The 23,199-nt window shown below is 70.1% G+C and carries 18 protein-coding genes and 1 pseudogene; 9 read left to right on the top strand and 10 right to left on the bottom strand.

Annotated features, from left to right (window positions below):
• Positions 1 to 16: 16 nt before the first annotated feature.
• From SGFS_RS47070 to SGFS_RS47055, 4 genes are all read right to left on the bottom strand, one after another.
• Positions 17 to 1,078, bottom strand: coding sequence for a Rieske 2Fe-2S domain-containing protein (locus SGFS_RS47070; protein WP_286258790.1), 1,062 nt, complete (start codon positions 1,076 to 1,078; stop codon positions 17 to 19).
• The gene (locus tag SGFS_RS47065; RefSeq protein ID WP_286258789.1) at positions 1,075 to 2,568 is read right to left on the bottom strand and encodes a flavin-containing monooxygenase; all 1,494 of its coding nucleotides are present in this window, start codon (positions 2,566 to 2,568) and stop codon (positions 1,075 to 1,077) included. The genes SGFS_RS47070 and SGFS_RS47065 overlap by 4 nt, the downstream gene beginning before the upstream one ends.
• Positions 2,569 to 2,678: 110 nt before the next feature.
• Entirely contained in the window at positions 2,679 to 3,353 is a 675-nt protein-coding gene (locus tag SGFS_RS47060) for an expansin EXLX1 family cellulose-binding protein (RefSeq protein ID WP_286258788.1), read from the bottom strand.
• A gap of 143 nt (positions 3,354 to 3,496) precedes the next feature.
• A complete protein-coding gene (locus SGFS_RS47055; RefSeq protein WP_434028158.1) occupies positions 3,497 to 5,173 on the bottom strand; it encodes a cellulase family glycosylhydrolase in 1,677 nt (558 codons plus the stop codon).
• 731 nt (positions 5,174 to 5,904) lie between these two features.
• Between SGFS_RS47055 and SGFS_RS47050 the strand changes: the two genes are divergently transcribed.
• Together SGFS_RS47050 and SGFS_RS51925 are read left to right on the top strand one after the other, a co-directional pair.
• Entirely contained in the window at positions 5,905 to 7,020 is a 1,116-nt protein-coding gene (locus tag SGFS_RS47050) for a LacI family DNA-binding transcriptional regulator (protein ID WP_286258787.1), read from the top strand.
• A gap of 395 nt (positions 7,021 to 7,415) precedes the next feature.
• Positions 7,416 to 7,756: pseudogene (locus SGFS_RS51925) on the top strand (Tn3 family transposase); the annotation flags it as partial.
• A 140-nt stretch (positions 7,757 to 7,896) separates the two neighbouring features.
• Here SGFS_RS51925 and SGFS_RS47035 read toward each other — a convergent pair.
• On the bottom strand, positions 7,897 to 8,475 hold the full coding sequence (locus tag SGFS_RS47035) for a TetR/AcrR family transcriptional regulator (RefSeq protein ID WP_286258786.1): 579 nt from the start codon (positions 8,473 to 8,475) through the stop codon (positions 7,897 to 7,899).
• Between the two features lie 90 nt (positions 8,476 to 8,565).
• On the opposite strand from SGFS_RS47035, the gene SGFS_RS47030 reads away from it, so the two are divergent.
• The 3 genes from SGFS_RS47030 to SGFS_RS47020 all read left to right on the top strand — a co-directional run bounded on the left by SGFS_RS47030 (position 8,566) and on the right by SGFS_RS47020 (position 12,240).
• Positions 8,566 to 9,012 (top strand): DUF1772 domain-containing protein, encoded by a 447-nt coding sequence (locus SGFS_RS47030; protein WP_286258785.1) that lies wholly within the window; start codon positions 8,566 to 8,568, stop codon positions 9,010 to 9,012.
• A 576-nt stretch (positions 9,013 to 9,588) separates the two neighbouring features.
• Positions 9,589 to 11,607, top strand: a complete 2,019-nt coding sequence (locus SGFS_RS47025) for a galactose-binding domain-containing protein (protein ID WP_286258784.1) — start codon at positions 9,589 to 9,591, stop codon at positions 11,605 to 11,607.
• 27 nt (positions 11,608 to 11,634) lie between these two features.
• On the top strand, positions 11,635 to 12,240 hold the full coding sequence (locus tag SGFS_RS47020; protein WP_286258783.1) for a TetR/AcrR family transcriptional regulator: 606 nt from the start codon (positions 11,635 to 11,637) through the stop codon (positions 12,238 to 12,240).
• Between the two features lie 31 nt (positions 12,241 to 12,271).
• On the opposite strand, the gene SGFS_RS47015 is transcribed toward SGFS_RS47020, so the two are convergent.
• The 5 genes from SGFS_RS47015 to SGFS_RS46995 form a co-directional block, all read right to left on the bottom strand.
• Positions 12,272 to 12,853 (bottom strand): GTP-binding protein, encoded by a 582-nt coding sequence (locus tag SGFS_RS47015; RefSeq protein ID WP_286258781.1) that lies wholly within the window; start codon positions 12,851 to 12,853, stop codon positions 12,272 to 12,274.
• Positions 12,840 to 13,196, bottom strand: a complete 357-nt coding sequence (locus SGFS_RS47010) for a DUF742 domain-containing protein (protein ID WP_286258780.1) — start codon at positions 13,194 to 13,196, stop codon at positions 12,840 to 12,842. The genes SGFS_RS47015 and SGFS_RS47010 overlap by 14 nt, the downstream gene beginning before the upstream one ends.
• Position 13,197: 1 nt before the next feature.
• Positions 13,198 to 13,626 (bottom strand): roadblock/LC7 domain-containing protein, encoded by a 429-nt coding sequence (locus tag SGFS_RS47005; protein WP_020114533.1) that lies wholly within the window; start codon positions 13,624 to 13,626, stop codon positions 13,198 to 13,200.
• 48 nt (positions 13,627 to 13,674) lie between these two features.
• Positions 13,675 to 16,128 (bottom strand): sensor histidine kinase, encoded by a 2,454-nt coding sequence (locus tag SGFS_RS47000; RefSeq protein WP_286258779.1) that lies wholly within the window; start codon positions 16,126 to 16,128, stop codon positions 13,675 to 13,677.
• A 241-nt stretch (positions 16,129 to 16,369) separates the two neighbouring features.
• Entirely contained in the window at positions 16,370 to 17,395 is a 1,026-nt protein-coding gene (locus tag SGFS_RS46995) for a substrate-binding domain-containing protein (protein WP_286258777.1), read from the bottom strand.
• 366 nt (positions 17,396 to 17,761) lie between these two features.
• Here SGFS_RS46995 and SGFS_RS46990 point away from each other — a divergent pair, with 366 nt between their 5' ends.
• The 4 genes from SGFS_RS46990 (at position 17,762) to SGFS_RS46975 (ending at position 23,190) form a co-directional block, all read left to right on the top strand.
• Complete coding sequence (locus tag SGFS_RS46990; RefSeq protein WP_286258775.1) at positions 17,762 to 19,816, top strand: pectinesterase family protein; 2,055 nt, start codon at positions 17,762 to 17,764, stop codon at positions 19,814 to 19,816.
• Positions 19,817 to 19,993: 177 nt separating this feature from the next.
• Positions 19,994 to 21,472, top strand: coding sequence for an alginate lyase family protein (locus SGFS_RS46985; protein ID WP_286260396.1), 1,479 nt, complete (start codon positions 19,994 to 19,996; stop codon positions 21,470 to 21,472).
• A 56-nt stretch (positions 21,473 to 21,528) separates the two neighbouring features.
• On the top strand, positions 21,529 to 21,903 hold the full coding sequence (locus SGFS_RS46980; protein WP_286258773.1) for a DUF779 domain-containing protein: 375 nt from the start codon (positions 21,529 to 21,531) through the stop codon (positions 21,901 to 21,903).
• A gap of 114 nt (positions 21,904 to 22,017) precedes the next feature.
• The gene (locus SGFS_RS46975) at positions 22,018 to 23,190 is read left to right on the top strand and encodes a phosphodiester glycosidase family protein (protein WP_286260395.1); all 1,173 of its coding nucleotides are present in this window, start codon (positions 22,018 to 22,020) and stop codon (positions 23,188 to 23,190) included.
• Positions 23,191 to 23,199 lie beyond the last annotated feature (9 nt).

The following is a 23,199-nucleotide window of genomic DNA, read 5'->3' as shown; positions in this document are numbered from 1 at the left end:
TCCGGCCGTCGCCGTGTCAGCCGTCGGATGTGTCCTGCCCCGGTGGCGGCAGGTTGCGGCGGTAGAAGCGGCGGTACGCGCGGACGGTGGAGCCGTCGGCCGCCGACCACAGGTCCTTGGCCACCGGGCGCATCCAGCGCAGGATGTCGAAGTCCGCACGGTGGTTGCGTCGTACCAGGCGCCACAGGAAGGCCGCCCAGAGCCGGTTGACCGGCCACAGCAGCCAGTCGGGGCCGAGCTTGCGGACGATCAGGCCCCACGTCGCGATCGTGACTCCGGGCCGTACGGGGCTCACGGCCGCGAGGAAGGCCATGGGAGGTGGTGTGGCGTCGGGTTCCGGGCCCCGTAGCGGGGTGACCAGGGCGGTGGTGGGGTTCACCATCGAAGCCAGGGCGTAAGGGCGGAAGTGGTTCACCCGGGTGCCGTCCGGGTCGGCGGGCTGGATCCGGAACGAGAAGTGCCGGCCCTCGTCGCGGAGGATGACGGAGGCCATCCGGCGCCCGGGACTGTGTGTGTACGGCCAGTGCGCGACGTCGGTGACGTGCTCGCTGACGGGGAGCAGATTGGTGTGGCAGACGAGCACATGGCCCGCCAGGTACAGGTGGCGGCTCCGGTCCTCGGCGAATTCCAGGCCGGTCAGGGGCTGTTCGGGGCCCGGCCCGTGCCAGAACCAGATGATCCCGGCCCGTTCGGTCACCGGAACGGTCCGCTGCGCGGCCCGCGATGGGATGCGGTCCGCTCCGGGAATCTTCCGGCAGACGCCTGCCGTGTCGAACTCCCAGGCGTGGAAGCCGCAGACGAGGTGCTCCCCGCCGACCTGCCCGCACCGGCTGAGGTCCGCTCCCATGTGGCAGCACTGGCTGTCGAGCATGCCGAGCCGCCCGTCGTCGGTCCGGAACAGCGCGTACTGCCTGCTCATGTACGTCACCGGGACCACTTCGCCGCGCTGCAGGTGGCTGCTGAAGCGGGCGAAGTACCAGCCGGCCGGCACGGGTTCCTGAGCGTCGCCGGCGGCGGGGCGGAGGCGGTCGTGAAGTTCGCGGTCGTAGGAGCGCGTGCGACCGCGCCGACGTCTCATGCGGTGATCTCCTCCTCGTTCACCGGGCGGACCGGCGCCGAGGCGGTCGGGGGTGGTGTCCAGTCGTAGGCGTTCGGGTCGAAGTTGTTCAGGCGGCGGACGAGGCGTCCCGTGGACCAGGGCCAGCAGAACGTGTTGCGTCCGCTGGGGCTGAGGTAATAGCTGGAGCAGCCACCGGAGTTGTAGACGGTGGTGTGCAGCGCGTCCTGGACGGCGGCGTTGAAGCGGGTCTGTACGGCGGGCCGTACGTCCAGGGCGGCACGGCCCGTGGTGCGCAGGTGGGACAGGGCCGCCGTGAGGTAGGCCAGTTGGCCCTCGACGACGGTGAGGGTGGAGGTGGAGCCGGTCAGCACGTTCGGGCCGAGGAGGAGGAAGAGGTTCGGGAAGCCGCTGACGCTGGTGCCGAGGTATGCCTGGGGGCCGTCGCCGTCCCAGGTCTGCTGGAGCGTACGGCCGTGCGGGCCGTGCACGCTTTCGGCCAGCGGCACTTCGCCGATGTGGAAGCCCGTCGCCAGGACGAGCACATCGGCCTCGGCCTCGCTGCCGTCGGCGCCGATGACCCGGTTTCCGTCCACCTCGGCCAGGGCGGTCGGGTGGAGCCGGACATGGGGACGGGACAGCGCGGGGTAGTACGTGCTGGAGGTCAGCAGCCGTTTGCAGCCCGGGCGGTAGTCCGGGGTGAGCGCCCGGCGCAGCCCCGGGTCCCGGACGGCCGTACGCAGATGGAGCCGGGCGGCGGCCTCCACCGGTCGTAGGAGCCGGGGATGGCGGAGGGCGTGGCCGAGGCCTTCCTGGACTCGGTACTGGGCGGCCCGCAGGCCCTGCTGCGCGCCCGGTGTCCGGAGCCACCCGGGGATGCCGTGATCCGGCTTGGGCAGCAGCCAGTGGGCGGTGCGCTGGAAGACGTGCACGTCGGCGGCCCGTTCCTGGATCGCGGGGACGAGCTGCACCGCGGAGGCCCCGCCGCCCACCACGGCGATCCGCCGTCCGGTCAGCCGGACCGAGGGATCCCATCGGGCGGTGTGCATCACCGGCCCGTCGAACTCCGTCAGCCCCGGCACCTCGGGGCGACGCGGCCGTCGCCAGGGGCCGGTCGCCAGCACGAGTACGGCCGCGCTGTACGGGCCGTCGTTCGTCTCCAGGTACCAGCGCCGCTCCCCCTCGTCCCACCGGGCCTGCCGCACCTCGACGCCGAAGCGCAGCGACGGGCCGACGCCGTGCCGCCGCGCGGTCGTGCGCAGATAGTCGTGGATCTCCCGCTGACCCGCGAAGAGCCGGCTCCATCCGGGGTTCGGGGCGAAGGAGAAGCTGTACAGCGAGGACGGGACGTCGCACGCGCACCCCGGGTAGGTGTTCTCCCGCCAGGTGCCGCCCAGGTCCGGTGCTCTCTCCAGCACCAGGACGTCCTCGAAGCCCTCCTGCCGCAGCCTGACGGCGGCACCGATCCCGGACATCCCCGCACCCACCACAATGACCTCTGTGTTCGCCACGACCTCAGTGTGAAAGGCGGCGGAACCTCGCCGTCAGGGCGTGAACCGGCACGCGCGGGGAGCGCGCGGAGCACACGGGGGCAGCCTGCGCCCTCGTGGCCAAGGCCCCTTCAGTGCTTGGCGAACTGGGCTCGCCCCGGCTGGTCGACATTCGGGGTGATCATGACGCCGGTGTCGATGAGGGCCTGGCCGTGGATGTCGGTGACGCGTATGTCGGAGCCACAGCCGGTACCGTCCGACGAGACGAAGTAGTTGTATTCCTGGCGCGGCAGCGGACGCCAGGTCGAGCCGATACGGACCTCCAGGCCGGCGACGGGATTGCGGTGGTTGCGGACCTGGATGCCGCACCACCACCGCGAGGAGCCCTCCTTGTAGCGGTAGGCGACGGGGCCGGCGATGTCCGGGCTCACCAGAGTCCAGGTGATCGGCACCCGGCCCGCCACGGGGTCGGCGATGCGCGCGAAGGCCTGTTCGCCGAGGTCGATGTCTCCGGGGCGGCACTCCGGGCAGCGGTCGACGATCTTCACCGTGATCTCGCCCCGGGGCCCTTTGACGCGCAGATGGGCCCCGCACATACGGGAGTTCTCGTAGTCGGTGTGGTTGAGGGCCGCGATGGCGATGACGCTCGTGGCGTCGTACAGACAGTTTCCGACGCCGGTCGCGCCGTAGAACGTGCCCTCGCCGGAGTAGGTGACACCGGGCTGGACGGTGGCGTGCGCCGGGGCGGCTGTCGCCCACAGGAGAGCGGAGACGCCGACGAGAAGCGCGAGGGGCCTGCTGCGCATGCGGATGCCTTTCGAGGACGGTGGGGCGTGCTCGGGCGACGCGCGTCCTGGCAGCGTCGAAAGGATCGACGCTCCGCGAAGACACCGGACGACCGGCGCGGGCAGCACCCCCGCGCCGGTCGTCCGGGACGTGCACCGGCAGATCAACTCGTCGCGCACGTACTTCCGTTGAGTGTGAACGCGGTCGGCGCCGCGTTCGTCGTGCCCTTGGCTCCCGTGAAGCCGACGGTCACCGAGCCGCTCGCGGGGATGTTGGCCGTGTACGACGCGGCGGCCACACTCACGTCAGCGCCGGTCTGGGTCGGCGTCCCGCCCCACATGTTGCTGACGGTCTGCCCGTTGGCGAAGGCGAACGCCAGCTTCCAGCCGTTGATGGCGCTGGTGCCGGTGTTGCGGATGACGATCTCGCCCTGGAAGCCGCCGGGCCACTCGTTGACGACGCGATAGCCGACCGAGCAGGTGCCGGCGGGGGTGTCGTCGGTGGTGACGTTCACCGTGGCCGAGCGGGTTGAACGGTTGCCGGCCGCGTCACGGGCGTAGACCGCGAAGGTGTACGCCGTGTCGGCGGTCAGGCCGGTCACCGACGTGGAGTTGGTGGTGGAGGCGGCCACCTTCGTCTCCGAGCCGCCGCTGATACGGACCACGTCGTAGCCCGCGACGCCGACGTTGTCCGTGGCGGCGGGCCATGTGAGCGTCGCGGTGGTGGCCGTCACGGCGGAGGCCGTCGGGGTGCCGGGCGCGGTCGGCGCCTGGGTGTCGCCGGGCGTGCCGCCGCCGAAGACCGTCGCTTCCTTGGACGTCTGGGCGATGCCGTTGACGCCGTTGAAGATGCGCTGGCCCCAGGCGCTCAGCCGGGTGGGGTCGAAGCCGATCGACAGATCGAGGACCGGGTCGGTGTTGCCGCTCCAGGACCAGGCCAGATAGCCGAGCTTGAGCTGCTGGGCCGTGGCCATCATGGTGTCCTCGTCGGGGTCGCCCCACTGGTCCGCGGGTCCGCCGAACTCGCCGATGAGAAGAGGCAGTTTCGCGTTGACGAAGGCGTTCAGATAGTCGGTGATCTCGGCTGCCGTGTCGAACACGCTGTACATGTGGATCGAGAAGATCAGGTTGCCGGTCGTGTCGGCGTCGTAGACGGACTGGGCGTTGGCGCGCATGACGCCCTGCCAGTCCTGGCCCCAGTTGGGCGCGTCCACCATGATCGTGTGCTCGAAGCCGGCGTTGCGCAGCTTCTTGATCGCCGCGATGGTCGGGGCGGTCCAGCCGGCCGGGTCGGTGTTGCCCCAGGGCTCGTTGCCGATGTTGACGATGACGTAGTTCTCCTGGCCGGCGAGTACGTCCTTCAGACCGATCCAGTAGTCGGCCGCGTGATCCAGGGTCCCGGCCGCGGCCTCCTCGCCGTAGCCGGTGGTGTCGTGCACCTCCAGGACGCAGATCAGGCGGTTGGCCTTGCACTGGGCGATCACGGCGGCGACGTCCGAGGCGCTGTTCTTCGTCCAGCGGTGGCCGTCGGCGAGGACGACGCGGACGGTGTTGGCACCCAGTGCCTTCACATCGGCCAGCGACTTCGTCTGGTTCGGATACCACGTGTGGGCGTGGTTGACGCCCCGCATCACGAAGTCGTTGCCGTTGCCCTCGAGCAGTCGGCCGTTGCTGATGTGGAGGCCGGTGGCGAGGGCGTCGCGCGACTCGGCCCGCGCGGCGGCCGGGGCCAGGGCACCGAGGAGAACCAGCCCGAGAAACGCGGCCAGCAGGGCCGGCAGACGGAGTTCCGGCAGGTGGAGTAAGGAGGTCTTGCTCGTCGTGCTTCTTATAGGTCTCACTGCGGCTCCAGGGAGTGAGCGCCAAGAAACTCAGGCGTCGGGGGTGGGGGCGTGGAACCCGTGGGGGGTGTGTGGAACCCGTGGGCATGGGAGCGCTCCCATCAAGCCATCGTGACTCGCACACGTCAAGACGTCTCGCACGCATCGCTCCGTCGAGGCCCTTGTCGAGGGTCCCTGGACCGCCGGTGGGGCTGTCCACGGCCGGCCCGACCCCGGGGCCCGATACCCGTGCACGCGGCCGGGGGCTCCAACGCGGCGGCCATGACCTGCCGACCGTGCCGGCGCCTCGGCGCCCGGAGGGTCGACGGACCCGCCGCCCCTCGGCGGTGAGCACGGCGGGCAGGGCCGCCCGGTACGACGAGGGCACCGCGACGGCGAAACGGCATTCCCGGCGCTGAGCGCGCCCAGCCGATCACAAGAACGTCACCACGCGTTCGGTGGCGATCCACCGCCACCCCACCGGTCGCCCTGCCGACCTCGGCACTGCGGCACTGCGGCACTGCGGCACTGCGGCGGCCGTCAGCGAAGGCCCGCTTCCCCTCGCGCAGTAAACGTTCGCTTAGCTCTTGGAACCTCCCTCACCTGCCCAGCAGAGCCATCGCCCTGCCACCTCAGGGCCCGCCCTTCCCGCCAACGCCCCGAACACCCCCGACCAGAAGCGAGAAAACGGTTACCCGACCAATTCCCTGCTCAGCCCTCTCAATCCGGCTCCCATGCAGTAACGTCGAGCTGTGACGGTCAAAGGAAGCGGTCGCCCCGCGAGTCCCGAACCCCAGCGGGCCAGGCGCAGGCGGAACAGCAGTGACGGCGGCGATCGGCCGAGCACGATCCGTGATGTCGCGGCGAAGGCCGGCGTCTCCGTAGCAACCGTTTCCCGAACTCTCGCCGGCAACTACCCGGTCTCCACGGAGACCAGAGCCAGGGTCATGGCGGCGGTCGAGTCGCTGCACTACGTGGTGAACGTACACGCCAAGGCGCTCTCCGGCCGGGTCGCCGGCCCCATCGCGCTGGTCATCAAGGACATCACCGGCCCCTCGCTCGCCCATGTCGCCGCCGGGGTCGAGCAGGAGGCCGCCGACCGGGGCCGACTGAGCCTGGTCTGCGCCACGCACGACGACTCGGCCCGCGAGGACGACCTGGTGCAGCTCATGCGCGAGCAGCACGCGGCCGCGGTCGTGCTGGTCGGCGGAGCGGTCGAGGACGAGGCGTACCAGCGGCGCATGGCGGAATACGCGACGGCGCTGGACGCGGCGGGCTCCCGCCTCGTGCTGGTGGGCCGACCGCCGCTGCCCGGCGACCTGCCGGTCACGGTGGTGGGGTACGACAACCGCGGCGGGGCCTTCCAGGCCGCCGACCATCTGCTGACCGCCGGGCACCGGCGCGTGCTGTTCCTGGGCGGCACCCCCGAGCTGAGCACGAGCGTCCAGCGCCGGGACGGCTTCCTGCACGCCCTGCGCGCCCATGGTGTGCCGTACGCGGATGAGTTGGAGCTCCGCGGTCCGTTCACCCGTGTCTCCGGTTACCAGCGCACCCGTGAGGCGCTGGAGTCCGGGCTGGAGTTCACTGCGATCTTCGCGGGCACGGACATGGTGGCCACGGGGGCGCTGGCCGCGCTGCGCGAGGCCGGGCTCGACGTCCCCGGTGACGTCTCCCTCGTCGGCTTCGACGACGTACCGTTCGCCGCCGACCTCTCCCCCGCACTCACGACGGTGCGGGTGCCGTACGAGGATCTGGGGCGTACCGCGGTCCGGTTGGCGCTGGAGCGCTCGGAGCGGCTCGCGGGCGACGACCATGTGGTCCTGAGCACCCAACTCGTGATCCGTCAGTCGGTACGCCGCATTCATTGAATCCTCCCCTTCCCTGAAGGGAAGGGGATTCCTGGCTCAGGCCGCCTCCTGGAGCAGCGCTCCAGGAGGTCTTCCGCCATGCGTGAACGCCGGGGCGTCCTCGCAAGAAACAGGTGAAGAGATTGATCACGGCCGATCAGCGCAGCCCCGGGGCGTGGCGTGAGGTTTCCCTGGAAGCCCGGTGGGCTCGGACGACGGGTGGCTGCCGTCCGCCGGGTGCCGGTGGAATTTCTGACAGATGAGCGGGCGGCGGCGTACGGACGGTTCGTTGAGGAGCCGACGCGACCGGAGCTGGAGCGGTTCTTCTTCCTGGACGACGTGGGCCGGGACTTGATCGCACTGCGCCGTACGACGGCGCACCAACTACACCCGGCAGCAGCACCCGGTGGCGCCGGCAGGTCCGGGCATACGACCCGCTGCGGATGTCCGGCCGCGAGGGATGCCCCACCCCGCTGGGCACCGCGTTCGCCGAATACGGGCGGATCGCCAAGAGCCTGCGCCTGCTGCGCGTGGTCGACCCGGTCGACGACACCTACCGGCGGCAGACGAACCGGCAGCTCACCGTGGCAGCTCACCGTGCAAGGACGTCGCCCGAGTCTCCCCGCTCAGGCACGCGGACCTCAACGTGCTCAGCGGATACGGCTTCCGCGCCTTCGCCCCGATCGATGGCGGCCCGCGCGCCTTGCGCGACCCGCGTGCGGGCGGTCCCGACGAGGACGAGACCGACGCCGAATGAGCCGAGACGACCGGCAAGAGCTGAGCGAGAACCCGGGATCGCCGCCATGACTCCAGGGGCGGTCCAGGACCATGTGATCCGGTACGTGAGGTGCGTGACCCGGGTGGGAGCACGTGTCGGCCGCCCGCCCGGACGGTGCGTCAGACCATGGCGAGCCGGTCCACCAGCAGCTCCACCCTCCGCTCGGTGTCTTCCGGTGGCAGCCGTCCTGCCCGGGTCAGGGTGGCCAGCCCATGCAGGGCGGCCCAGAACGTCTCGGTGAACAGTCCCGGGTGGACGCCGTCCCCGGCGACCTCGCCCAGGCTCTCCAGCAGGGCGGCGAAGGCGTCCTTCAGCGGCTCCGGGGTGTCCTCCTGCGCGAACGCCAGGCCGCCGTCGAGCTGGAACATGGCGTCGTAGACCGCCTGGTTGCGCTGGGCGAAGTCGAGGTAGGTGCGGGCGAGGGCGGCGACCCGCTCGCGGGGGCCGTCCGCGCCGGAGGCCGCGTCACGCACGGCCGCGGCCATCTCGGTGGCGCCTTGGAGGGCGACGGCTCCGATGATCTCGCGCTTGCCGCGGAAGTGGCTGTAGAGGACGGGCTGACTGTATTCGATGCGCTCGGCGAGCCGGCGGGTGGTGACCGCGTCCCAGCCCTGCTGCTCGGCGAGTTCGCGGGCTGTCGCCACGATGAGGCGCTCGCGTTCCGCCCGTTCGCGCTGCTTGCGTTCCTGTACCGACATGATTCGATCCTAGCATCGCTAGACAAGTGAGCGGCAGCAGCGCTAGCGTTGCCTCATCGGCTAGCAACACTAGATCCGGAAGAGGTCGTCATGCTCAACGCACTCGAGGTCTTCACCACCGTGGTCGTCGGCCTGATGGTGGGGGTGGAGTTCTCCGTCGCCTTCGTCATGAACCCGATCTTCAACGCACTCCCCGAGGACAGCGGCCAGCTCGGCCATGCCCACGGGGGCCGGATGCTCGGCGCCGTGATGCCGGTCTGGTACATCGGCTCGCTCGTCCTCGTCGCGGTCTGGGCCGTCGCCGGATGGCACCACCACGGCACCGGCCTCGTCATCGCCGCCGCCGCACTGCTGATCCTCAGCGTGATCATGTCGCTCCTGCTGCTCGTCCCGATCAACAACCAGGGCAAGACATGGACCCCCGAGAACCGGCCCGCCGACTGGAAGGACCAGATGAACCGCTGGACCCGCTTCCACTACGTCCGCGTCGCCGTCATCATCGCCGCCTTCGCCCTGCTGGTCGCCGCCCTCGCCTGAGCCCGCGGGCCGACACCGCGCACGTGGTGCCATTGCGCGTCGCCGCTCGACACTCACCGCCCCGGGGAAGTGCCCAGCACGACGCCAGCCGCGGGGCCATCCGTACGGCCGTCGCCGCTCTCCTGCCCGAGCACGTCGCAGCCGACGAAGGGACCGGGCTCGGGAGCTGCCGGTCGTCCTCCTGGGAGGGCTCCGGCCCATCCGCTCGGACCTCGGCCACCAGTCGTACGCCGCCCCCACCACCGCGAAGCCGGCCCGGTGACACCCGACCGCCAAGCGCCCCGGCGACAACCACTCCCCCAACTTGCCCGATTCGCCTGGTCTTTATGGCCATTTGAGGCCTTGGAGCACCCCCGTACAGACCATCAGGTCATCTGTCCCGGACTATTGACTCGTGTCCCCCGGAAAGCGATTCTCGTCACATTGCTTGTGCCAGCCATGACAACGGTCAACGGGTTGAGGCGTCGTGGTTGGTCGCGCCCCCCGAGGGTCTGGCCCATGCACCACGCCATCCCCCGACCGAGGACGTGAGTGATGACCAGGACTCGACGCGCGTCGCGCAGACGCAGACCACTGATGGTTCTGACGCTGTTCCTCACCGCGCTGGGCATGATGCTGACCCCGGCGTCGAGTTCGGCCGCCTCCACCGACTGGTGGAACCCGATCTCGCGGCCCTCCCCCGACTCGCAGATCAACGTCACGGGCGAGCCGTTCAAGGGCACCGACTCGGCGGGCGACGTGCGCGGGTTCGTCGACGCGCACAACCACCTGTTCTCCAACGAGGCCTTCGGCGGCCGGCTCATCTGCGGCAAGGTGTTCTCCACCTCGGGGATCGCCGACGCGCTGAAGGACTGTCCGGAGCACTACCCGGACGGCAGCCTCGCGCTGTTCGACTACATCACCCACGGCGGCGACGGCAAGCACGACCCGGTCGGCTACCCGACGTTCAAGGACTGGCCGGCGTACGACTCGATGACCCACCAGGCCAACTACTACGCCTGGATCGAGCGCGCCTGGCGCGGCGGTCAGCGTGTGCTGGTCAACGACCTGGTCACCAACGGCATGATCTGCTCGATCTACCCGTTCAAGGACCGCAGCTGCGACGAGATGACCTCGATCCGGCTGCAGGCGAAGCTGACGTACCAGCTCCAGGACTACATCGACGCGCAGTACGGCGGCACCGGCAAGGGCTGGTTCCGGATCGTCACCGACAGCGCGCAGGCCCGTGACGTCATCCAGCAGGGCAAGCTCGCCGTCGTCCTGGGGGTCGAGACCTCCGAGCCGTTCGGCTGCAAGCAGATCCTCGACATCGCGCAGTGCAGCAAGAGCGACATCGACAAGGGCCTCGACGAGCTGTACGACCTGGGTGTGCGCAGCATGTTCCTGTGCCACAAGTTCGACAACGCGCTGTGCGGCGTCCGCTTCGACGAGCACGGCCTCGGTACGGCGATCAACGTCGGCCAGTTCCTGTCGACGGGCACGTTCTGGCAGACGGAGAAGTGCAAGGGCCCGCAGAAGGACAACCCCATCGGTGAGGCGTCGTCCGAGGCCGAGGCGGACCTGCCGTCGGGCACCGAGGTCCCCGAGTACGACGACGACGCGCAGTGCAACGTCCGCGGGCTCACCGATCTCGGCGAGTACGCCGTGCAGGGCATGATGAAGCGCAAGATGATGCTCGAGATCGACCACATGAGCGTCAAGGCCACCGGCCAGGTCCTCGACATGTTCGAGGCCGCGTCGTACCCGGGCGTGCTGTCCTCGCACAGCTGGATGGACCTGAACTGGACCGAGCGGGTCTACTCCCTCGGCGGTTTCGTCGCCCAGTACATGCACGGCTCCGAGGAGTTCGGCAAGGAGGCCGCGCGCACGAACGCGCTGCGCGACAAGTACGACGTGGGCTACGGCTACGGCACCGACTTCAACGGCATCGGCGACCACCCCGCCCCGCGCGGCGCCAGCACCTCGAACCCGGTGACCTACCCCTTCAAGAGCGTGGACGGCGGCTCCACCATCAGCAAGCAGACGACCGGTCAGCGCACCTGGAACTACAACACCGACGGTGCCGCCCATGTCGGCATGATCCCGGACTGGATCGAGGACGTCCGACTCGTCAACGGCCAGGACGTGGTGAACGACCTGTTCAAGGGCGCCGAGTCCTACCTCGGCACCTGGGGTGCCTCCGAGGCCCACAAGGCGGGCGTGAACCTCGCCAAGGGCGTGACGGCGACGGCCAGTTCGTCCGAGTCGAACCCCTTCACCAGCTACCAGCCCGGCCGTGCCGTGGACGGCGACTCCGGCACCCGCTGGGCGAGCGACTGGAGCGACGACCAGTGGCTGAAGCTGGACCTCGGCTCCTCGCAGTTGGTCAAGAAGGTCACGCTGGACTGGGAGAAGGCGTACGGCAAGGCGTACCGGATCGACCTGTCCACCGACGGCACGACCTGGAAGACGGTGTGGTCCACGACGAGCGGTGACGGCGGCCTGGACACGGCCAAGTTCACCGGGACGACGGCCAGATACGTCCGCGTCCAGGGTGTGGACCGTGGCACCGATTGGGGGTACTCCCTCTACGAGGTCGGCGTGTACAGCGGCTGACCACTCGCAACGGGGAGGGGAACACAGATGCCACGGATGCCGTCGGCCGTGAGACGCCGGCAGCTGACCGAGGCGGCGATCCGCGCGATGACCCGGGACGGCGTCCCCAGGACGACGACCCGGTCCATCGCCGCGGAGGCGGGTGTGTCGCTGAGCGTCTTCCACTACTGCTTCGACTCGAAGCAGGAACTGATCGAGTCCGTGATCACGACGATCAACGAGGACTACGTCGCCCTGGTGCGGGAGGCGATCAGGCCGCGGGGGACGCTCAGGGAGACCGTCCGGGCCGGTTTCCAGGCGTACTGGGACCATGTGAACGCCCACCCGGGCGAGCACATGCTCACCTACGAGCTGACCCAGTACGCCCTGCGCGAGCCCGGGTTCGAGCACCTGGCGCGACGGCAGTACGAGATGTACTGCGACACCTACGCCGACCTGATCGAGCAGCTAGGGCGGACGATGGAGTTCGAACTACGGGTACCCGTCCCAGTGCTGGCGCGCTATCTGGCGGCCATGACGGACGGGCTCACCCTGAACTTCCTGGTCCTCGGCGACGACGCGGCCTGGGCGGACATCCTCGACACGATCACCGACCATGTGGCCGGGCTCGTGCGGGAGGAGATCCGTCGCTGAAGCGCACGCGACTTCGGCCCCGCAGGTGCCGTCAGCGGGCCGAGGTCGCGATCAGCTGGTCGATCAGCGCGATCAGCACATCCCGGCTGGAGGTGCGCTCCCGGGCGTCGAAAAGCAGCACGGGGGTGCCCTCGGGCAGGGTCAGGGAGTCGCGGATCTCGTCCGGGTCGTACGGGTGTTCGCCATAGAAGCCGTTGACGCCGATGACGAACGGGATGCCGCGGCGCTCGAAGAAGTCGATGGCGGCGAAGCTGGACTCGGGTCTGCGTACATCGATGAGGACGACCGCGCCGAGCGCGCCGATGGCCAGGTCGTTCCACATGAACCAGAACCGCTGCTGCCCGGGTGTGCCGAACAGGTACAGCACGAGGTCCTGGCCTATGGAGATCCTGCCGAAGTCGAGGGCCACTGTGGTGGCGTGCTTCTCGGGGATGCCGTCGAGGTCGTCGACGCCGAGTCCGGCCGTGGTCAGCGGTTCCTCGGTGCGCAGCGGGACGATCTCGCTGACCGACCCGACCATGGTCGTCTTGCCGACGCCGAATCCGCCGGCGATCAGGATCTTCACCGCGTCCGGGGCCGAGATCCCCCGGGCGGTGGGGTCAGAGCCGACCAAGGCCGTCCCTCACTTTCTGCAGCAGGTCCAGGTCCGGGGTGCGGGACATCAGCCGGGGCTGGCGGACGGTGATCCGGCCCACCTCCAGCAGATCGCAGAGCATGATGGCGACCACGCTCACCGGGAGGTCGAGCCCGCTGGCGAGTTCCGCCACCACGGTCGGCTCGGCGCACAGCCGCAGGATCCGCAGGTGCTCGGGCTGCGGGCGTGCGCCCCCGGCGGGCTGCGGATCCACCGCGGTCACCGTGGTGATCAGGGTGAAGTCGCTGCGGCTCGGCCGGGTGCGGCCGCCGGTCAGGGTGAACGGGCGAACCAGCCGGCCCGCCGCGTCGCCTCCGTTCACCTCACTCGCCGCTGTCGGCCGCGACGACACCCGCGCGTGGTGCCGCGCTGAGGTGCTCGCCGATCTTCTTCACGAGCATGTTCATCTGGTACGCGACCACGCCGACGTCGGCGCCCTGCCGGGTGAGCACGGCGAGGTTGGCGCCGGGTCCGGCGTTGGTGAGGATGAGGAAGGCGTTGCCCATCTCGATGAGCAGCTGGCGGACGGGGCCGCCGCGGAAGTCCATGCTGACCCCCTTGCTGAGGCTCATCAGGCCGGAGGCGGTCGCCGCGAGCCGCTCGGCGTCGTCGCGCAGGAACGCCGTGGACTTGCTGACGACCAGTCCGTCCTCGGAGAGCACGACGGCGTGGTCGACCTCGGCGACCCGGTCCACGAGTCCGGTGAGCAGCTGGTCGAGCTGGCTGTGCGTGGCGGGGATGGGGCGTGTCATCTGTGTGTCCTTCATGGAGCGGTCTGCGGGGAGGAGGTCTGTGGGACGTCAGGTGCCGGGGGCGGGGATCCGGTCTCCTGGGTCGACGGATGCGGATTCCTCCCCTAGTGCGTACTCGGGTTCCGCGTCGTCGTCACGTGCCTGGAGGGTTCCGCGCTGGAATCCGGCGAGTGAGGAGGCGGCCCGCTCGGCCGTGAAGTCGCCGCTGTCGTCGTCCGGGCAGGTCCCCTGGTCCTCCTCGCGCAGCTCGGCGGCCAGGCTGGTCTGCGGCACCCGGCGCGGCAGCGGGATGCGGCCCCCGCCCGGGGACTTGCGGACGGGCCGGGCCACGGGCTCGGCCGCGTCGGTGCTCCGCGTCTGCGCGGCGGCGGGCCGCTCCTCGGGCGTACGCTCCCGGGACGGCTGTACGGTGTCGTCCCGTTCGCCGTCGGCGCGGTCGGCGTCGGCGCGGTCGGCGTCGGTACGCCCCGCCTCGGCACGGCCGTTGTCCGCGACGGAGACCCTGGCGGCCACGAGCGAGGCCCGTACGGGGAGTTCCGGGGGCTCGGTGCCGCTGTCGTCCGGGGCGGGGGCCTCGCGGACGACGATGTCGTGCGGGACCAGCACGATGGCGGTGGTGCCGCCGTACGGCGAGGCGCGCAGGGTGACGGCGATGCCGTGCCGGGTGGCGAGGCGGGCGATCACGAACATGCCGAGCCGGAGGTCGTCGGCGAGGGCGACCACGTCGAACTGCGGGGGCACCGCCAGCTGGGCGTTGAACGAGGTGTAGTCCTCCTCGGACATGCCGAGACCGCGGTCCTCGATCTCGATCGCGAGGCCCTTGGCGACGATCGCCGCGCGCACGCTCACCGGGCTCGGGGCGGGCGAGTAGGAGGTCGCGTTGTCGATCAGCTCGGCGAGCAGGTGGATGACGTCGGCGACGGCGGGCGGCGCGATCCACACGTCCTCGTCGGTGTGCACCTCGACCCGCTGGTACTGGGCGACCTCGCCGACGGCGCTGCGCAGGATGTCGATCAGCGCGACCGGTTCGGTCCAGGTGCGGCCGGGCCGCTCGCCGCTGATGATGACGAGGTTCTCCTCGTAGCGGCGCAGCTGGCTGGCGGTGGAGTCCAGCTCGTACAGGCCCTTGAGGATCTCCGGGTCCTGGTGCTGGCGCTCCAGCTTGTCGAGCTTGGTGAGCTGGAGGTTGACCAGGTTCTGGCTCTGCCGGGCGATGCCGAGGATGACGCGCTGGAAGCCGCGCCGGGTGTCGGCGAGTTCGACGGCGATGTGCACGGCGGTGCGCTGGGCGGCGTTGAACGCCTTGGCGACCTGGCCGAGTTCGTCGGTGCCGTAGTCCAGGGTGACGGTGGCGGAGTCGACGTCGACCTTCTCACCGCGTTCGAGGCGGGCGACGACGTCGGGCAGCCGGTCCTCGGCGAGGCCGAGGGTGGCGTTCCTGAGGCCCCGCAGACGGCGGGAGAGAGAGCGGGTGATGCGCCAGGACATCACGATGCACACGGCCATCGCGACGAGTCCGCCGGCGCTCAGGGAGGCGGCCTTGATGAGCAGTCCGCGCGCCTCGTCACCACTGCGTTCGAGCAGGCCGCGGGTCTGTTCCCGGATCAGGTCCTCGTACTGGAGGGAGAGCCGGTCCAGTGAGGTGCTCCAGCGGGCCTGTGCGTTGGGCAGGTCGGTCTTGCGGGCGGCGCCGTTGCCCGTCGTCCGGGAGGCGAGGACCTGGTCCTCCACGGTGAGCAGGGCCTTCCAGTCCTTGCCCTGGACGATCCGCTCGACCTGGTTCTTCACATCGCCCTCCAGGGAGGGGACGAGTTGGTTGTCGACGAGCCAGCGCCGGGCGTTGACGACCTGGGCGAAGCGGTTGCGGGAGGCCTCGTCGAGCTTTCCCGAGGGCCAGTTCAGGGTGAGGAGTGCGTCCTCCTGGGAGACCAGCTCGGCGGCCTGTTCGAGGGTGACGAGCGGGCCGGCCTGCGAGGTGAGGTCGCCGTCGTCGACCTGGGACAGCTCCTGGAAGGCGTGGATCTGGCCGTCGATGATCTCGCTGTACTGGTCCAGGGCCTGCTCGGGCGTGATGTCGGTGGGGTTGTCCACCTGGTCGCGGTAGTACTCCAGGCTGCCGGAGGCGGCCATGACCGAGTAGAGGCGCTCGCCGATGCGGTCGGGGGCGTCCGCGATCTCGTCGGCGCGCTTGGAGAGTTTGGCGACCGCCACGTCCGTCTGGCGGCGCTGTTCCTCCAGGGCCTCCATGGAGCTGCCGGGGGCGGCCATGTAGGCGGCCGAGAGCGCGCGTTCGCGCTGGAGGGCGAGGGTCGCCTCGGTTCCCATGGCGCCGGTGGACCTGCTCAGCCCGGTCTGCGACCGCAGTCGCAGTCCCTCCGAGAACATCTGCGTCGTGGTCACACCCCAGCTCGCGGCCAGCGTGACGCTGGGGATCAGAGCCAGGAGGATCAGCGAGAGACGTATGGAGCCGAGACGGCGCCGGGCGCCTGTCCGTGAAGGCATCGTCGTCCTTGGGCGGTGAACGGGGAGCGGAAGGGGTCAGGGAGCGGGCGAGTACGGCGCACAGGGGGTGCGCAGGATGTTATCCGTACAAGTGACCGCACGTGTCGGGGGAGGTCGAAAGCTTGGTGTCGCCGTTACACGACCGCCCCGAATGGTTGGATTCCTTGGTGCGACCATGACCGAATGGAAGGTTCCGTTTGCCTGTTCGCACCGGTGGGCGAAGGACCGTTCAGCCATCGTGTCAACGAGTGCCGTTGGCCGCGAACTTCGCGATGCCGGCGACGTTCTTCCGGGTGACGAACGCGGGACCGGTGAGCACGGGCTCGACCCCGCCGCCGCTGATGTTGCCGTTGGTCCTGTAGAGCCACAGGCCGTCGACCGCGAGATAGCCCTGGAGGTAGGGCTGCTGGTCCACCGCGAACTGCACGGTCCCGCTCTTCACGGCCTTGACCAGGTCCTTGTTGAGGTCGAAGGTGGCGATCTGGGCCTTGCTGCCCGCCCCCTTGACCGACTTCACGGCGGCGAGGGCGTACTGCGCGCCCATCGTGACCACCTCGTCGATGGTCGGGTCCTGCCGCAGTTTGGCGGCGACGGCGTCGGTCACGGCGTCCATGTCGGTGCCGTCCACGTAGAGGTTCTCGGTCTGACCGCCGAAGGTCTTGCGCACTCCGGCGCAGCGGGCCTCCAGGGCGACGTTGCCGCGCTCGTGGATGACGCACAGGGCGTGCTTGGCACTGAAACCGTCGAGTTGGTTGCCGAGCGCCCGGCCCGCGACGCTCTCGTCCTGGCCGAAGTACTCGAGCAGCCCCTGGGCCTGCCAGGCGTCGATGCCGGAGTTGAGGGCGACCACGGGGATGCCGGCCGCGCGGGCCTCGGCGACCGCGTCCTTCATGGCCTGCGGCTTGGCGAGGGTGACGGCGATGCCGTCGACCTTGTCCTCGACGGCGTCCCGTACGAGGTCCGCCTGCCCGGTGGCGTCGGGGTCGCTGACGTACGTCAGGGATATGCCGTCTTTGGCCGCGGCTGCCTCCGCCCCCTTGCGCACCAGGTCCCAGAAGGCGTCACCCTTGGCGCCGTGGGTGATCAGAGCCACCTTCATCCGGCCATTTCCAGACGTGCCCGAAGTGCCATTGTCCGACTCGGAGTCCGACCCGCCGAACACGGAGCAGCCGACGAGGGTCAGGCAGAGGGCGGCAGCGAGGGCCACGGCACGGATCGCTCCACGGCGGGTGCCGGCGGGACCGGGGGACGCGGGGGGTGGGTTCATGAGGGTGAGGCACCTCGCTGTGCGACCGGGGCGGGACGGAGGGTGGGGCGAAGCCGTCGCGATCATGGGGATGACGTGCAGCGACTGGCCGACTTTCGCTCTGCGGAGCCAATCGCGTGTGACACCCGGTAGTCAAGTGAACAACGGAATCGATGTATTGCTGTGACAGCGTGGGGCCCTTCGCAGGACACGTGTCAACAGGGTGGACCGAATAGGTGGTCGATTCCCGGCCACTGATCCGCCGGGAATCGAAGTCCCTCTCGCGTGGCCGAAATTCACGCATGCCGACGGCAACCTCTTCACACCCGGCGGCGACTGAGCGACGGACACACCCCCCATCCCCACGGACGGAAACGGAAGCGACGCGTGAGTGAGAACCGCAACAAGGCCCGCCACCGCAAGAGGAAGACGGCGCTCGTCGTCGGCCTCCCCCTGGCCCTGACCGCCGCAGGGACCATGGCCTACGGCGCGGTCTTCGGGCTCTTCGGCGAGGACGCCCAGCCGAAGGCCTCCGCGGCGGTCCCCGCCTGGGCCACCCAGGCCGCCGACGGCTTCGCCTCGGTCGACGCGCTCGGCCAGAAGGGCACCTACGGCGGCCGGGACGGCAAGACGGTCACCGTGAAGACCCTCGCCGACCTGGAGAAGTACGCGACCGCCACCGAGCCGTACGTCATCGTCGTGGCCGCGACGATCAACATGGACCCGGTCGGCAAGGAGATCAAGGTCAAGTCCGACAAGACCATCGTCGGCTCCGGCACCTCCGGGCAGATCGTCGGCGGTGGTTTCTTCCTTGGCTCCGGCGTCCACAACGTCATCATCAGGAACCTGACGATCCGGGACTCCTACCAGGGCACCTGGAACGACAAGGAGCACGACTTCGACGCGATCCAGATGGACAACGCCCACCACGTCTGGATCGACCACAACGACCTGCGGCACATGGCCGACGGCCTCATCGACGTCCGCAAGGACTCCACGAACGTGACCGTCTCCTGGAACAAGCTCAGCCAGGACAACAAGGCCTTCGGCATCGGCTGGACCGAGAACGTCGTCACCGACATCACGATCCACCACAACTGGATCCGTGAGACCGAGCAGCGCAACCCGTCCACCGACAACGCCGCCCACGCGCACCTCTACAACAACTTCCTGGAGGACGTGGCGGGCACCGACATCAAGTCGTCGTACGGCAACTACTCGCGCGGCAGGACGAAGATGGTCCTGGAGAACTCCTACTTCCAGGGCGTCAACAACCCCGTCATGAAGGACAGCACGGCGACCGTCGTCCAGAAGGGCAACACCTTCGTCGGCACCACCGGGCGCAACGACAGCGGCGGCACCGCCTTCGACCCGAAGTCGTACTACAGCTACACGCTCGACAAGACGGCGGACGTGCCCGCGCTCCTGAAGTCCGGCACGGGACCGCGGAGTTCCATCGGCACGACATCCACCACCAAGGCCGCCGCGGCGACCACGCTGGTGGTCGCCAAGGACGGCTCCGGCCAGTACAAGACGGTGCAGGCGGCCGTGGACGCCGTCCCCGCGAACAACTCCTCGCGGATCGTGATCTCCGTGAAGCCCGGCACGTACCGCGAGGTCGTCAAGGTCCCCGCCAACAAGCCGCACGTCACCATCCAGGGCGCGGGCAGCAGCCGCAAGGACACCACGATCGTCTACGGCAACGCGGCCGGCATGCAGAAGCCGGACGGCTCGGGCACCTACGGCACCCCCGGCAGCGCCACGCTGTCCGTCCAGTCGGACGACTCCCAGGTCCGCAACCTGACCGTCACCAACGACTTCGACGAGGCCAAGCACCAGGACATCGCCAACCAGGCGGTGGCACTGCTGACCAGCGCCGACAAGATCGTCCTCGACGGTGTGATCGTCAACGGCGACCAGGACACCCTGGAGCTGGAGACCGCCGCCAAGGACAAGCCGGGCCGGGTCTACATCGCCAACTCGTACATCACGGGCAACGTCGACTTCATCTTCGGCCGGGCCACGGTCGTCGTCGACAAGTCGGTCATCACCCTGAAGAAGCGCTGGAACGGCACCTCCGCCGGGTACGTCACCGCACCCAGCACGCCGGCCAACCGCAAGGGCATCCTGATCAACAAGTCCGCGATCAACGGTGACGTGTCCGCCGGGAGCTTCTTCCTCGGCCGTAACTGGCACCCCGGCGGCGACACCACCGTCGACCCGCAGACCACGATCCGTGAGACGACCCTCAGCGCCGCGATCAAGTCCACGCCCTGGTCCGACATGGGCGGCTTCTCCTGGAAGGACGACCGCTTCGCCGAGTACAAGAACACCGGCGCGGGCTCGGGCGGCGCGAGCGGCAACCGCCCGCAGCTGACGGACGCGCAGGCCGCGGACCAGGAGGTCGCGGACTGGCTGGGCGGGTGGACGCCGGGCGCCTGACACCGCCGTACGGCTCCCCCCACGACACGAGACGCACCGCCCCACTTTTTGTTATCTCCCCCGGGGCCGGTGCGTCTCCTGTTCGCGGCGGTCGTACGCGACCCCACGCGCGCGAGCCGCGACCCGTACCCGAGACCCGAGGACCCCCACGTGACAGCACAGATCAGCCGCCGGAGCATGCTGAAGATCGCCGGAACCGCCGCGGGAGCGACAGGGATCGGCATCGGCGCGGGCGCGGCGGCGACGCCGGCCTCGGCGGCGGGCGGCGCCCTCGCGCACCCCGGTCTGCTCCACACCAAGGCGGACCTGGCCCGGATGGCGGCCAAGGTGAAGGCGGGCGCCCAGCCGTACACGGCGGGTTACGCGAAGCTGACCGCCAACCGGCACGCGCAGAGCGGCTGGCGGGCCAACCCGCAGGCCATCGTCTCGCGGGGATCGGGCGGCCCGCAGAACTACCGCATCCTCTACAACGACGTCCACGCCGCCTACCAGAACGCCCTGCGCCACCACGTCAGCGGCGAGGACGTGTACGCCGACACCGCCGTCGCGATCCTCAACGCCTGGTCCGCCGAGCTGACCGCGATCCACGGCAGCGCCGACCGGTTCCTCGCGGCGGGCCTGTACGGCTACCAGATCGCCAACGCCGCCGAACTAGTCCGGGACCACCCCGACTTCGAGCTCGACCGCTTCAAGGAGCTGCTGACCGGCGTCTTCGCCCCGCTCAGCGACGACTTCCTGGTCAAGCACAACAACGCGGTCGTCAGCAACTACTGGACCAACTGGGACCTCACCGCCATGGCCTGTGTCCTGGCCACCGGCATCTTCTGCGACGACAAGGCCCAGGTAGCCCGAGCCGTCGACTACTTCAAGCACGGCGAGGGCCTCGGCTCCGTCAAGAAGGCCATCCCGGTCGTGCACGACGACGGCCTCGCCGAGTGGCTGGAGGCGGGGCGCGACCAGGGCCACGCCCTCCTCGGCGTCGGCCTCATGGGCATCTTCTGCGAGATGGCCTGGAACCAGGGCGTCGACCTGTACGGCTATGACGACAGCCGCTTCCTCAAGGGCGCCCAGTACGTGGCCAAGTGGAGCCTCGGCGGCCCGGTGGCCTACACCGAGAACACCCGCGCGAAGGGCGCGATCAACGGCTGGTCCGGCAGGGAGACCGCGTCGCGGGCGGCCGGTGTCGACCCGAACATGACGCGCCCGATCTGGGCCATGATCGCCAACCACTACACCAAGCGCCGGGGCCTCGACGCCACCTACCTCACCCGGATCGCGGCGAAGTCGGCCCCCGAGGGCGGCGGCGGTGACTACGGCCCCAACAGCGGCGGCTACGACCAGCTGGGCTTCGGCACGCTGGCCTTCACCCGGGACAAGGCGACGAAGGCGGAGGCGAGCGCGTCGCCGTCGCCTGCCACGGACGCGGCGGACTCGGGTTCGGGCAACGGGTCGGCGTCGGGCCGCGGCTCGGGGTCGAAGAAGGCCGGCTCGTCCGCCTCCGCGAGCGCCCAGGGCGGCCGGGGCGAGGACCTGGCCGCGACCGGTACCTCCGACTTCCCGGCCTGGACCGCCGCCGGCGGCGTCGCGGCCCTCGCGGGCGGCCTGCTCCTGCTCCGCCGCCGCAACAACCGCTCGGGCGGCGGCACCCACGGCTGACCGGCAGGTGAAGGCGCGCAACGTCCTCGCAACCTGACGACGCGTTCACTGGGGCCATGGACGCACCCCCGCGTGTAGAGCTGACTCCCGCGGCCGCCGACCTCGTACGGCGGCTGCGGGAGGCCCACGGACCGCTGATGTTCCACCAGTCGGGCGGCTGCTGCGACGGCAGCGCCCCCATGTGCTACCCGGACGGCGAGTTCCGCACCGGCGCCTCGGACGTCCTGCTGGCCGAGCTGCGCGTCGACGGGGTCGACGAACCGGTGGGGTTCTGGATGTCCCGGAACCAGTACGAGGTGTGGAGTCACACCCGGCTGATCGTCGACGTCGTACCGGGCCGGGGCAGCGGTTTCTCCCTGGAGGCACCCGAAGGAGTGCGTTTTCTGATCCGATCCCGCGTCGTCGGCGCCGAGCCGCCCTCCGGCCGGTAGCGGTCTGGTCCACTTCCCCTGAGTCCTGGGACAGTCGACGAGACATCAGGGGGCGCCGTGACACGTCGTGTCGGTCGGTCCAGAACGGTACTGACGGTTCTCGCGGCATGGAGTGTGCTGGCCGGTGCCGGCCTCGTGGGGGCGGCACCGGCCAGTGGCGCGCCGGGGGCGGTCGAGATCGCGCCGGGCGTCGAGTACACCGAGTTCGACATCCGGGCGGCCAACGGCACGGCGCACGCGCATGTGCTGAGCGTCGATCTGAGCAGTGGACAGGTGGGCGTCGGGCTGCTGTACCCGGGGAAGGTGGCCGCGCGGGCGACCGTGTCCCGGCTGGCCGACTCCGCGGCTGCCGTGGCGGGCGTCAACGGCGACTTCTTCAACATCACCGAGACCCAGCATCCGGGGGTCGCGGCCACGGGAGCGCCGGTCGGCCCGGCCATCGCGAACGGGCAGGCGCTCAAGGCCGCCGTGCCGAACGGGCAGCGCTTCGGCCCGGCCCTGCCGCGCGGCACGAGCACCAGGGACGTCCTCGGTGTCACGGCCGACGGCACGGCCCGCCTCGACAGCATCGCCCTCGACGGTTCCGTCACCACCGCCGAGGGCGTCCTCGCGCTCGGGGGGCTCAACCAGTACGCGCTGCCGGTCGGTTCCGTCGGGGCGTTCACCTCGGACTGGGGCAGTGTCTCCCGGATGCGGGCCGTCTGCGGCACGGACACCGACCGGGCGGCGCCGTGCAGCACCGACGTCCACGAGGTGCTGGTCGCCGACGGCCAGGTGGTCGACACGGCGGACTCCCCCGGCAGCGGTGCCATCGAGTCAGGCGTCACCGTCCTCGTCGGCCGGGAGGCGGGCGCCCAGGAGCTGCGCGAGCTCTCCCCCGGCGACCCGGTCGATGTACGGCACCGCCTGGTGGCCGCAGCGACCGGGTCGCCGTACACCTTCGTGCTCGGCGGCCACCCGGTCCTGCGGGGCGGGCAGCCGCTGGCCGGCCTCGACGACACGACCGCGGCGGTCCGCACGGCGGCGGGCATCGCGGCGGACGGCCACCGGCTGCTGCTGCTCGCCCTCGACGGCGCCGCCGAGTACCGCACCGGGCTCACCATCGCCGAAGTGGCCGACACCATGCGGGAGTTGGGCTCCACGGACGCGTTCAACCTGGACGGCGGCGGCTCGACCACACTGGTCGCCCGCGCACCGGGCGCGAGCACCGTCACCGTACGGAACCATCCGAGCGGCGGCACGGAGCGCGCGGTGCCGAACGGCATCGGGGTGTTCGCGAAGCCATGAGACCTACGA

The organism is Streptomyces graminofaciens, from assembly GCF_030294945.1.
Lineage (GTDB): Bacteria > Actinomycetota > Actinomycetes > Streptomycetales > Streptomycetaceae > Streptomyces > Streptomyces graminofaciens.
Note: the sequence above shows the minus strand (reverse complement) of the source record. Positions and strands in the feature narration are given on the sequence as shown.